Below are 11,469 nucleotides of genomic sequence, written 5' to 3' on the forward strand. Positions count from 1 at the left end.
CCGGGACCCGTGGCGCTCGGCTCCGTCGTGCCCGGGTCCGCCGCACTCGGCTCCGTCGTGCCCGGGGCCGCCGCGCCTGCGGCCGGCTCGTCCGTCGTCGGTGCGGAGTCGGCCCGCAGCGCCCGCATCCAGCCGGAAACCGCCACGATGTGCAGGTCCCACTCGGCCGTCGGCAGCCGGGTCGACTCGGTGCCCAGCTCCAGCGCCGCCACCCAGTCGCCGGCGTAGTACGCCCGCGCCCACTTGTCGGCGAAGCTGGTCGCCAGGCTGTGCCCGCCACCCGGGTCGAGCGAACGCTGCTCGTCGACCAGACGGGCCGACCGGGCCAGGTCACCCTCCTCCTGCGCCGCCCAGGCGAGGTTGTGCACCGCCCGGCGTCGGCTGACCAGCCGGTCCACCCGGCACTGTTCGGCCACCTCGGCCAGTTCCGCGTACGCCTGCTTCTCGCCGGCCATGAAGCGGGCCACCGCCAGGGTGATCCGGGCGTTGGCCCGTACCTCGGGCAGCCGCAGCCGCTCGGCCAGTTCCGCCGCCGCGGAGGCCGCCACGCAGGCCGGATCGGTCTCGGCGTTGAGCATCCGCACCCGGGCCAGTTCCAGCAGCGCCTCCGCCTTCTCCTCGGACTCCGGCAGCTCGGCGTAGATCGCGTTGGCCCGGTCCAGGCAGCGCAGCGTCTCGGACCGGTCGGCCCGGCTCCAGGCGGCGGTGGCGAGCAGGGTCCAGGCGCGGGCCGCGCCGGAACGGTCCCCGACGGCGGCCAACCGTTCGGTGAGCCCGGTCAACGCCTCGGTCCCCCCGTCGACCAGGAACGCGTCCCCGTCCCGGAAGAGGGCCAGTTGGGCGGCGAACAGCTCCAGCCCCGGGTCGGGCGCCCCGCCGACCTCCAGCGCCCGGCCGACAAGCGTGGCCGCGTTCTCCAGCGCGTGCAGCTCGTACGCCCGGCGGGCGGCCCGGTGCAGCGCGGTGCGGGCCGCCACCGCGTACGGCATGGGGTCGAGTCCGACCGTCCGGGCGATCTCGTGGGCGGTCCAGCGGTGGTTGGCCAGCACCTCGGCCAGGTCCTGCTGGCCGGCCTGGGTGAGCTGGGCCAGCCAGTCGGCGGTGCGCTGGTGGCGCAGCACCCGTTCCGCCCGGGGCAGCCGCTGGTAGCACACGTCGCGGACCAGGATGTGCCGGAAGCGGTACTCCGGCTGACCGGCCATGGTGGAGGTGGGCAGCTCGAAGACCATGTCCCGGCGCTGCAACCGGTCCAGTGCCCGCTCCACCCACTCGACCGTCCGGCCGAGGGCGGCGGCCACGGGCGCCGGCCAGAACTGGACCCCGACCACGGCGGCGGCCTGGAGCACCGCCCGGTCGGCCGGGTCGAGCAGGTCGAGCCGGTTGGCGATGACCGCCTGGACGGTACGCGGCATGTCGGTGGTGCCGGCCGGATCGAAGGCGGCGCTCGGCTCCAGCAGCCCGCCGTCCATCAGCATCCGGGCGTACTCCTGGGCGTAGAGCGGGTTGCCGTCGGCGAACTCGATGAGCGGTGCCCGCGACGCCGCCGGCAGGGTGGCCTGACCGAGCAGCAGGGAGTAGAGGGTGTCGATGTCCGCGTCGTGCATCGGCGGCACCGAGATGGACATCGCGCCGCTGATCGTGCCGGTCCACGCCGGCTGCCGCTCCCGCAGCTCGGGCCGCGCGGTCGCCACCACCAGCAGCGGTACGCCCCGGGCCGCCGCACCGAGCTGCTCGACGAAGGTGAGCATCGCCTGGTCGGCCCAGTGCATGTCCTCGAAGACCAGCACCGTCGGGCCCCGCCCGGCGAGGGTGAGCAGGAACCGTCGCCAGGCCGCCTCGGTCTCGCCCGGGTTGAGCCGTTCCCCGGTCATCCCCAGCAGCGGCCCGAGCGCGCCGGCCAGCCGCATGGCGTGCGGGTCGTCGAGCTGACGCAGCCGGTCGCGGAGCCGGTCGCGCAGCGGTTCCGGGTCGTCGGTGTCCGGCGCGCCCAGCCAACCCTTGACGATGTCGGCCAGCGCGGCGTAGGTGACGTTCTCGCCGAACGGCGGGCACTGCCCGACCAGCCAGGTGACCCGGTGACCGGGCAGGTTGGCGGCGTGCCGGGACAGCTCCCGCAGCAGCCGGCTCTTGCCCACCCCGGCCGGCCCGAAGACGGTCACCAGCTGGGAGGTGCGTTCGGTGACCGTCCGGTGCAGGGCGTTGACCAGCAGGCCACGTTCGTGTTCCCGGTCGACCATCGGGGTCAGCTCGGCGGCCTGCGGGTCGGTCCGGGGCCGGGCCCGCACGGCGAGCCAGATCCGGCTCACCGTGGAACGCCCCCGCAGGGTGACCGGCGGCCGGTCGACGTACTCCAGTTCGTGTCGGGTGGCCGACCAGGTGCTCTCGTCGACGACCACCCCGCCGGTGGGGGCCAGCGCCTGCAACCGGGAGGCGGTGTTCACCACGTCGCCGGTGACGAACGCCTGGCCGCCGTCGCGGGTGGCGGAGAGGTCGACCAGCGCCTCGCCGGTGGCCACGCCGACCCGGAAACCCAGCGGCGGGTGCGGGCCGGCGGCCTGCCGGGCCAGGTTCCGTTGCAGCTCCAACCCGGCCCGTACGCAGCGCAGCGCGTCGTTGTCGGTGGCGACCGGGGCGCCGAACAGCGCCATCACCGCGTCGCCGATGTACTTCTCCACCACCCCGCCGTACTGGTGGACCAGCTTGCGGACGGTGGCGAAGTACGCCTGCTGGAGGCTGCGCGCCTGCTCCGGGTCGGCCCGTTCGGCGTACGTGGTGAAGTCGACGATGTCGATGAACAGCACGCTGACCTGGCGGCGGTCCTCCTGCACGGTGACCGCGTGGTCGCGCAGCGGCTGCCCGCAGCTGGTGCAGAAGTTGGCCTCGGGACTGTTGCCGTGCCCGCAGGAGGCACAGTTGAGCGTCAGCGCCTGTCCGCAGCCGCCGCAGAAGCGGTCGTCCGGGCCCGCCGCCCGTGAGCAGTGTCCACACTTGAGGTCGATGACGAACTCCGTACGTGAGGAGATCCCATTATCCCGCCGCGGAGGGCCAGTCGGGTACCCGACGTGCGGGCGGACCCTGCGGCTGGTCGGCCGCCACTAGTGTTCCTCACGAGGAAAACTCACTGTCAGGAGAGTGCCGTGCAGGTGCGATTGTCCGCCTACTGGACCGATCCGGACGGTACCGTCCGGTCCCCCGGGGAGACGGTCGACGTCGACGCGGTCACTCTCGCCAGAATGGAGGAGCAGGGCATGGTGGAGAATCCCGACAGCAAGACGACTTCGGACGCCGGCACGACCACGACCACGACGTCGAAGCCACAGAAGATCGGGCCCGGGCCGGGTACACCGCCCGACCAGATCGGACCGGGGCCGGGCGCACCGCCGGCGGACGACAGCGGCAAGTGAACGACCGGCGCGGCCGGCGGACCTCGGTCCGCCGGCCGCGCCGGTGTGGCGTTCCCGCTCACCCGCCGGGGCGTCGCCGCCCGGGGAAACCCCTCAGCGGTCGCTCATGCCGGCGCGTCGGCGCAGCGCCGCCACGTCGGTGACCACGATCCGACGACCTTCGGTACGCAGCCAGCCGCGGCTGGCGAAGGAGCCGATGGCCTGGTTGACGCTCTGCCGGGAACCGCCGGCCATCTCGGCCAGCTGGCTCTGGTTGAGCTCGATGGTGATCATCGGGGCCTGGCTCTCCCCGGCCAGCCGGACCAGCGTCTTGGCCACCCGACCGGGCAGGTCGAGGAAGACGTGGTCGGCGTTCTGCTCGGTGAGCCGCCGGATCAGGCCACCCAGCGAGCGCATCACCGCGTCCAGGATGCGCGGGTTGGAGTGCACCAGCTCCATGAAGGCCGGGCGGGACAGGGCGAGCGCCGCGCAGTCCTCGATCGCCTCGGCCGACGCGGAACGGGTGGAGGCGTCCAGCAGGGACACCTCGCCCAGCACGTCCGGTGGTCGGATGACCGACAGCACCGCGCGTTCCCCGGTCGGCGCGGTGCGGAACACCGCCACCGCCCCCCGGCGGAGCACGATCAGCGACTCGCCGGGATCGTTCTCGACGAAAAGCAACTGACCTTTGCGATAGGTGCGCGGCACGGCCGCGGCGATCACCCGCTGGCGCACCTCCGGCTCCAGCCCGGCGAACATCTCCACCCCCGTGAGGGCGTCACCCGGCTCCGGCAGGCGCATGTCCACGGCCCCACCCCTCCCCGGTCACGGACCACAATTTTCGCTCACCGGGTGAACCCTGACGGCCCCTGAAGAGGTGAACTGACACCGCTTCGGCGTCCGGTAGCGGTACACATCAGATCATGACGGCCCAGTCGCTTGCTGTACACCCCTGTAAACCTTTCCGTGACCCTGCGCAAGCTGCGGCGGACCACCGGGTCGGGGGCCGGCGGGGTCGCGGGCGGGCGGTGCCGCCGGTGCCCGCCCCGCCCGTCGGCGGTCACCGGCGGTGGGCGAGGATGGGCGGTGATGGTCTACCGCTACTTCTACGACTGCGAGTTCATCGAGGACGGCCGGCTGGTCGACCTCGTGTCGATCGGTGTCGTCGACGAGTACGGCCGCGAGTTCTACGCGGTCTCCACCGAGTTCGACGACTCCCGCGCCGTGCCCTGGGTCCGCCGCAACGTGCTGGACAAGCTCCCCTCGCCGGCCGACCGGGCCTGGCGTTCCCGGGCCCGGATCCGGGACGACCTGCACGAGTTCCTGCTGGAGCCGATCCGGGACCGGCCGGGCGAGCAGCTGGAGCTGTGGGCCTGGTACGCCGCGTACGACCACGTGGTGCTGGCCCAGCTCTGGGGGGCGATGCCGGCGCTGCCCCGGGAGATCCCCCGGTTCACCAAGGAGCTGCGGCAGCTCTGGGACGACCTCGGCCGGCCCCGGCTGCCCGAGGCGGCGGCCGACCGGCACGACGCGCTGGTCGACGCCCGGCACAACCTGGCCCGCTGGCAGGCGATGACGGCCCGTCCCGGGTGATCCCGGCGTCGGCGGCCCGGTGCCGGTGGGTCCGGCCGTCGGTGTTGACAGCCCGTGACGATCGGCAGGTTTGACCGGTCCCGTCGGGGGCACCGGATCCGGGCGAGCCGATCCGAGGGAGTGCGCCATGGCCGACGACGCGACCACCATCACCGACGCCCGGCGGCGGGTGACCGAGCTGATCCGGGACGCCCGGATCTGCATGTTGACCACCATCGGGGTGGACGGCCGGATGCTCAGCCGGCCGATGGGGCTGCAGGCGGCCGAGTTCGACGGGGACCTGTGGTTCTTCGCCTACGCCGACTCGGCCAAGATGCGCCAGGTCCGGGTCAACCCGGAGGTCAACGTCGCCTTCTCCGACCAGCGTCACCACGCCTGGGTGTCGATCTCCGGCACCGCCCAGGAGGCGTACGACCGGGCACGGGCCGAGCAGCTGTGGAACCCGGTGCTGAAGGCGTGGTTCCCGGACGGGTTGGACACCCCCGGGCTGACCCTGCTCAAGGTGCACGCCAGCTCGGCCGAGTACTGGGACTCCCCGGGCGGCACGGTGGTCAACCTGCTCGGGTTCGCCAAGGCGGCGGTGACCGGGACGCCGCCGAAGCTGGGGGAGAACCACGAGGTCAGCTACTGACCGGTAGCCGCCCGGGTGGGCGGGACCGGCCGGGGCGCGGTGTCGGCGTACACCTGAGCCGACTACAGTGCGCACTGACGGCCCGCCCCGGGCCGGCAACGACGCCGATGGTCTGAGCGGACACATATCCTGGGGCTTATCCGGGCTTCACCTGACGTTCCAGGAGGATGAGCAGATCATGCGTATCGGCGTGCTCACCGGCGGCGGCGACTGCCCAGGTCTCAACGCGGTCATTCGGGCGGTGGTCCGTAAGGGCGTCGCTACTTACGGTCACGAGTTCGTGGGTTTCCGGGACGGCTGGAAGGGTCCGCTGGAGGGCCTGTCCAAGCCGCTCGGCATCCCCGAGGTGCGGGGCATCCTCCCGCGCGGCGGCACCATCCTCGGCTCGTCCCGCACCAACCCGTTCAAGATCGAGAACGGCGTGGAGCGGATCAAGGAGAACCTCGCCGCGCAGGGCGTGGACGCGCTGATCGCGATCGGCGGCGAGGACACCCTGGGCGTCGCCACCAAGCTGCACGAGCTGGGCGTCAACGTGGTCGGCGTGCCGAAGACGATCGACAACGACCTGGGCGCCACCGACTACACGTTCGGCTTCGACACCGCCGTCAACATCGCCATGGAGGCGATCGACCGGCTGCACACCACCGCGGAGAGCCACCACCGCACCCTGGTCGTCGAGGTGATGGGCCGGCACGCCGGCTGGATCGCCCTGCACGCCGGCCTCGCCGGTGGCGCCAACGTGATCCTGCTGCCCGAGCGCAAGTTCGACGTCGACCAGGTCGCCGGCTACGTCGAGAAGCGCTTCCAGCACCAGTACGCCCCGATCGTCGTGGTCGCCGAGGGCGCCCAGCCGCTGGACGGCCAGATGGTCCTGCACAACCAGGAGCTGGACGCCTTCGGGCACGTCCGGCTCGGCGGCATCGGCCAGTGGCTGGCCGAGCAGCTGGAGGCGAAGACCGGCAAGGAGGCCCGCACCGTCGTGCTCGGGCACATCCAGCGCGGCGGCACCCCGACCGCGTTCGACCGGGTGCTCGCCACCCGCCTCGGCCTCCAGGCCATCGACGCCGCCCACGAGGGCGACTGGGGCAAGATGGTCGCGATGCAGAGCACGGACATCGTCCGGGTCCCGCTGGCCGAGGCCACCCGCGAGCTGAAGACCGTCCCGATCGAGCGCTACGACGAGGCCGAGGTCTTCTTCGGCAGCTGATCGCGCCCCACCCCTTCCCCTCCGCCCTGCCGGAGGGGAAGGGCACGGGACCGGACGAACGGGACGGAAGGGTGACATGGGGTCGGCGAGGCACACCGTCGCGGTGATCGGGGCGGGAAAGATCGGCGAGCTGATGCTCTCCGGGCTGTTGCGGTCCGGCTGGCCGGCGCAGCGGCTGCTGGCGACCGCCCGCCGACCCGTGCGGGCCGAGGAGCTGGCCACCCGGTACGGCGTACGGGTGGTCGACAACCTGACCGCCGTCGACGAGGCGGCCGTGCTGGCGATCGCGGTGAAGCCGCAGGACGCGGGCGTCCTGCTGGACGAGATCGGCCCCAAGGTGCCGGCCGACAAGCTGGTCGTCTCGCTCTGCGCCGGGCTGCCCACCAGCTTCTTCAGCCGCCGGCTGCCCGAGGGCACCCCGGTGGTCCGGGTGATGACCAACACCCCCGCCCTGGTCGACCAGGCGATGAGCGCGATCTCGGCCGGCGCGCACGCCACCGGCGAGCACCTGGCCCTGGCCGAGGAGATGTTCGCCCCGCTCGGGGCGACCCTGCGGGTGCCCGAGTCGCAGCAGGACGCGGTGACCGCCCTCTCCGGCTCCGGCCCGGCCTACTTCTACCTGCTGGTCGAGGCCATGATCGACGCCGGCATCCTGCTCGGCCTGCCCCGGCAGGTGGCGCACGAGCTGATCGTGCAGACCGCGATCGGCTCGGCCATGATGCTGCGCGACTCCGGCGAACACCCGGTCAAGCTCCGCGAGGCCGTCACCTCCCCGGCCGGCACCACCATCTCCGCCGTCCGCGAGCTGGAGAAGCACGGGGTACGCGCCGCGCTGCTGGCGGCGCTGGAAGCCGCCCGCGACCGCGCCCGCGAACTCGCCGCCCAGGCCGACTGACCCGGCCGGCGATGTCAGTGGCGGGGGCCGACGACATTGCGGATCTCGGCCCGCCGCCCGAACGCGTCGTCGTCGACGTGGCGCAGGGCAACCTCCTGCTCGACGGTGGACACCTCGCGGGGGTCATCGACTTCGGCACCTGCGGCGTCGGCGATCCCTCCTGCGACCTGGCTGTCGCCTGGACACTGCTGACCGTCGACGGCCGGCGGGTGTTCCGGGAGCGGCTGTCCGTCGACGACGCGACCTGGGCGCGCGGGCGTGGCTGGGCGCTCTGGAAGACGCTTGTCACCTACGCCGCCGCGCCGGCCGACAGCGAGGCCGCGGTGAACTCACGGAGGATCCTCGACGAGATCTTCGGCGAGTACCCCGACGGCGGACAGTCGGCGGGGCCCACGCCGCGTGGGCGAGGACGCGAACGACGCTGATGATGCCTTGGGAACCGGGGATGGCGAGCGGGTTGGTCGGCTGTCGGGCGACCCGGTTCGCGCACCGGGTCGCCCGACAGCCTACCGAGGAAATCAGCCCTGATCGGGGTGAGGATTGTCGGCCTGTCGGCGTCGCCTGGTCTCCAGCGGCCATTCCAGGCTGACCGTCTCGGCGATGCCCCGCCGGTCGAAGTACTCCTGGAGCTTCCGCTTCTGCGCGGCATACCAGGTGATCTGCGCCCGGTGGAGGTCGTCGGGGAGCATCCGGGCGATGCGTTCGTGCCGGGCCGCGATCGACACCGCCATCGCGACGGCGGCGCGGGCGTCGCTCGTGGCGTCGTGGGCGGAGCCGAGGGTCACCTCGTAGTATCTGCACAGCTCACCGAGCTGCCGGCCGACGAACCGGTACGGTTCGACCTCCTGGTGCAGGATCGAGGGGTCGATGATGACGGCGCGGTCCCAGTCCAGCGACGGCAGGGCGTGCCGGGCCAGCTCGGCGTGCAACGTCGTGACGTCGAAGTGGGCGCAGAAGGCGACGAGCGGCGTACCGTCGGCGATCACCTTCCCGACGGCCGTGCCCAGCTCGGCCAGCGCCGTCCCGGCCGGCGTTCCGGCGCTGCGGACCAGCTCGTCGGTGATCCCGTGGATCTCGGTGGTGCGGGGCGGGATCGGCACTCCCGGGTTGACCAGCCACCGCCTGGTCGTGCCGTCGGAGTACACCAGCGCGGCGGAGACGATGCGGGCGTCCAACGGCTCGTTGCCGGTGGTCTCGATGTCGAAGCCCACCACCGGCAGGTCGTGCCACCCTCGGTGGGTGCCCGGCGGCGGCGCCGCCTCCACCGGCGCGCAGTCGTCGTGGTACGTGGTCCAGCCGGCGCCGAGCTTGAGCGCCTGCCCGGCCCCGGCCTCCACCCGGCCGCGGCAGGTGCCACAGGTGCCGGGGTACTTGTTGATCACGATGGGGACTCCTGGTTCGGTCTCGCGGATGTACTGGCGCGTGCGGCGACGGGACGGAGAGGCGACGGACCGCGCGCCTGAAGATCTTGATCCATCGGCCGCGTCGTCGGCACCCGCCGGCCGGGCCACCCTGTGACCTATGTGGACGGTCGATGGTGACCCTTCATCCACCGGGACCGGGTCGACGTCGGCGCTCGGCCCCACCGCCCGCCCCTCGGTCGCCGTCCGCCCGCCTCGGGCCCCTGCCCGACGGGTCACCCGGCAGGGTTGCGGCCCGGCCCGGCATCGCGGCCCGACCGGAGCCGGCGGACGGGTCGGTACGGATCACGCGGGTGCCCCATACTGGCCCCGTGTTCACTCTCGCCCAGGCGCGGTACCTGGTCGCCACCCTGCACCCCCGCATCGACGAGTTGATCGGCATCCGGGCCGACCTGGCCGAGCTGCGGGCCGACCTGGCCGGCCCGGGGATGTCGGCGCTGGGCGGCCGGGCCGAGGTCAAGGCCCTGGAGGCCCGGCTGCACGGCGTGCTGGAGGAGCTGAACTCGCACGACATCCAGGTCAAGGGGATCGCCCCGGTGCTGCTCGACTTCCCCGGCGAGCACGAGGGCCGGGCGGTGCTCTGGTGCTGGTTGGAGGGCGACCCCGACGTGCGCTGGTACCACCGCGTCGAGTGCGGCTTCGCCGGCCGCCGCCCCATCCGCTAACCCACCCCACCCCACCCCACCGCGTCGATCATGGAGTTGTGGTGGGCGCAAAAGGGGATGTATCCCCACGAAACCGGCACCAGAACTCCAAGATCGCGCGAGGCTCGGAGATGGGGCGGGGCGGGGGTCAGGGCAGGGTGGTCAGCAGGGTGGGGGAGACGTTGCCGCCGCTGAGGACCAGGATCGTCCGGGTGCCGGGGGCGGCGGTCACCCGACCGGTGCGCAGCGCGGCGAGGGTGACCGCCGCCGCCGGTTCGAGCAGCAGCCGGGTGGCCGCCATCAGGTCCCACCAGGCGGCCCGGATGTCCGCCTCGGTGACCTCCACCAGGTCGTCCACCAGGTCCCGGACGTGGGCCAGGGTGAGCCGGCCGGCGAACGGGGCGGCCAGTCCGTCGGCCATCGAGACCGGCCGGGTCGCCGGGGTCCCACCGCCGGTACGCAGCGCGTGACCGACGACGTTGGCGGTGGCCGGCTCGACGCCGACGATCCGGGCGGTGGGGACGGCCGCGCGGACGGCGGCGGCCACCCCGCTGATCAGCCCACCGCCGCCGACCGGGACCAGCACCAGGCCCGGCGGTGGGCCGTCGGCCAGCAGTTCCCGCCCCAGGGTGGCCTGGCCGGCGATGACGTCCGGGTCGTCGAACGGCGGCAGCAGGTGGTAGCCGCGCTCGGCGGTGATCTCCTCACAGGTGGCGAGCAGGTCGTCGGTGAGCACGACCTCCCCACCCCACCGGCGGACCGCTTCGATCTTGGTGGTTACCGCGTGCGGGGGCATGCAGACGACGGTGGGCAGGCCGAAGGCGCGCCCGGCGAAGGCCACCGCCATGGCGTGGTTCCCGGCGGAGAAGGCGGTCAGCCCGGCGGGCGTCGCCTGCCGTTCCGCCAGGGCGAGCAGCGCGTTCAGCGCTCCTCGGACCTTGAAGCTGCCGGTGTGCTGGAGGTTCTCCGCCTTCACCGCGACGTCGAGCGCGAACTCGTCGCCGAGCTGCGGGCAGGGCAGGAGCGGGGTCCGGACGATCCGACCGGCGAGCCTGCGTTCGGCGGCCAGGACGTCGTACACGCTGGTCAGTCGCACCGCCGGAGCCTAGCGGGCGGGGTGTCCGGGGCGGCGCCGGTGGGCGGGTCAGTCGGCGGCGGAGCGGGGGAGGGGGTCGACCGGCGGGTCGGCGACCGCGAAGACCACCACGTTGTCCCGGTAGTGGCCGACGCGCCTGTCGAAGTCGCCCCCGCAGGTGATCAGCCGCAGCTCCGGGCCGGGCGTCGGGCCGTACACGGTGGCGGTGGGGAAGGCGTCCTTGGGCGTGCGCAGCGTACCGGTGACCCGGAACGTCACCCGGTGCTGGCCCCGCCACACCTCGATCCGGTCGCCGGGGCGCACCTCGCCGAGACGGGCGAAGACGGCCGGGCCGCGCCGCGAGTCCAGGTGCCCGGCGATCACCGCCGGCCCCGGGTCGCCCGGTGCCGGGCCGCCGCCGTACCAGCCGGCCCGGGTGAAGTCCGCCGGTGGCACCAGGGTGCCGGCCCGGTCCAGCCCGAGTGCGGTGAGCGGGGAGTCGACGCCGACCCGCGCCACGCGTACCCGGGTGGGGGAGGCCGGGGTGGCGCGGGCGGCGCCGGCCCCGGTGGCGCAACCGGTCCCGCAGCCGGGCTGCCAGCCCCCGGCCGCCACCGGCC

General features: G+C 73.4%; 12 protein-coding genes. 7 read left to right on the plus strand and 5 right to left on the minus strand.

Translation table 11 applies throughout. The annotated features are described in order from the left end of the window. A partial coding sequence (locus tag H1A17_RS31430; protein ID WP_309236912.1) for an AAA family ATPase occupies positions 1-3,023 on the minus strand: 3,023 nt, incomplete at its 3' end. 210 nt (positions 3,024-3,233) lie between these two features. On the opposite strand from H1A17_RS31430, the gene H1A17_RS34905 reads away from it, so the two are divergent. Beyond that, complete coding sequence (locus H1A17_RS34905) at positions 3,234-3,404, plus strand: hypothetical protein (RefSeq protein ID WP_228544595.1); 171 nt, start codon at positions 3,234-3,236, stop codon at positions 3,402-3,404. Between the two features lie 93 nt (positions 3,405-3,497). On the opposite strand, the gene H1A17_RS31440 is transcribed toward H1A17_RS34905, so the two are convergent. Next, a complete protein-coding gene (locus tag H1A17_RS31440; protein ID WP_088644695.1) occupies positions 3,498-4,190 on the minus strand; it encodes a Crp/Fnr family transcriptional regulator in 693 nt (230 codons plus the stop codon). 282 nt (positions 4,191-4,472) lie between these two features. Between H1A17_RS31440 and H1A17_RS31445 the strand changes: the two genes are divergently transcribed. The 5 genes from H1A17_RS31445 to H1A17_RS31465 all read left to right on the plus strand — a co-directional run bounded on the left by H1A17_RS31445 (position 4,473) and on the right by H1A17_RS31465 (position 8,134). Further along, positions 4,473-4,976 carry a polyadenylate-specific 3'-exoribonuclease AS gene (locus H1A17_RS31445; protein ID WP_088644696.1) on the plus strand — a complete coding sequence of 168 codons (504 nt, stop codon included), beginning with the start codon at positions 4,473-4,475 and terminating at the stop codon, positions 4,974-4,976. Between the two features lie 127 nt (positions 4,977-5,103). Beyond that, positions 5,104-5,607: a pyridoxamine 5'-phosphate oxidase family protein gene (locus H1A17_RS31450; protein WP_145921026.1), complete on the plus strand. Its 504-nt coding sequence runs from the start codon at positions 5,104-5,106 to the stop codon at positions 5,605-5,607. 178 nt (positions 5,608-5,785) lie between these two features. Then, the gene (locus H1A17_RS31455) at positions 5,786-6,814 is read left to right on the plus strand and encodes a 6-phosphofructokinase (RefSeq protein WP_088644698.1); all 1,029 of its coding nucleotides are present in this window, start codon (positions 5,786-5,788) and stop codon (positions 6,812-6,814) included. Between the two features lie 76 nt (positions 6,815-6,890). After that, positions 6,891-7,709, plus strand: coding sequence for a pyrroline-5-carboxylate reductase (gene proC / locus H1A17_RS31460; RefSeq protein ID WP_145921025.1), 819 nt, complete (start codon positions 6,891-6,893; stop codon positions 7,707-7,709). Between the two features lie 11 nt (positions 7,710-7,720). Continuing rightward, complete coding sequence (locus H1A17_RS31465; RefSeq protein ID WP_228544596.1) at positions 7,721-8,134, plus strand: phosphotransferase; 414 nt, start codon at positions 7,721-7,723, stop codon at positions 8,132-8,134. Between the two features lie 93 nt (positions 8,135-8,227). Here the strand turns inward: H1A17_RS31465 and H1A17_RS31470 are convergent, their stop codons facing one another. Beyond that, positions 8,228-9,091 carry an exonuclease domain-containing protein gene (locus tag H1A17_RS31470; protein ID WP_168222544.1) on the minus strand — a complete coding sequence of 288 codons (864 nt, stop codon included), beginning with the start codon at positions 9,089-9,091 and terminating at the stop codon, positions 8,228-8,230. A gap of 350 nt (positions 9,092-9,441) precedes the next feature. Here H1A17_RS31470 and H1A17_RS35720 point away from each other — a divergent pair, with 350 nt between their 5' ends. Beyond that, positions 9,442-9,795 (plus strand): DUF2203 domain-containing protein, encoded by a 354-nt coding sequence (locus H1A17_RS35720; RefSeq protein WP_145921023.1) that lies wholly within the window; start codon positions 9,442-9,444, stop codon positions 9,793-9,795. A 127-nt stretch (positions 9,796-9,922) separates the two neighbouring features. Here the strand turns inward: H1A17_RS35720 and H1A17_RS31480 are convergent, their stop codons facing one another. Both H1A17_RS31480 and H1A17_RS31485 read right to left on the minus strand, forming a co-directional pair. Further along, the gene (locus tag H1A17_RS31480; RefSeq protein WP_194823581.1) at positions 9,923-10,870 is read right to left on the minus strand and encodes a threonine/serine dehydratase; all 948 of its coding nucleotides are present in this window, start codon (positions 10,868-10,870) and stop codon (positions 9,923-9,925) included. A 48-nt stretch (positions 10,871-10,918) separates the two neighbouring features. Beyond that, positions 10,919-11,469: class F sortase (locus H1A17_RS31485; RefSeq protein WP_228544597.1), on the minus strand; the 551-nt coding region annotated here is incomplete at its 5' end.

Source organism: Micromonospora sp. S-DT3-3-22 (assembly GCF_015354745.1).
Taxonomy (GTDB): Bacteria; Actinomycetota; Actinomycetes; order Mycobacteriales; family Micromonosporaceae; genus Micromonospora; species Micromonospora wenchangensis.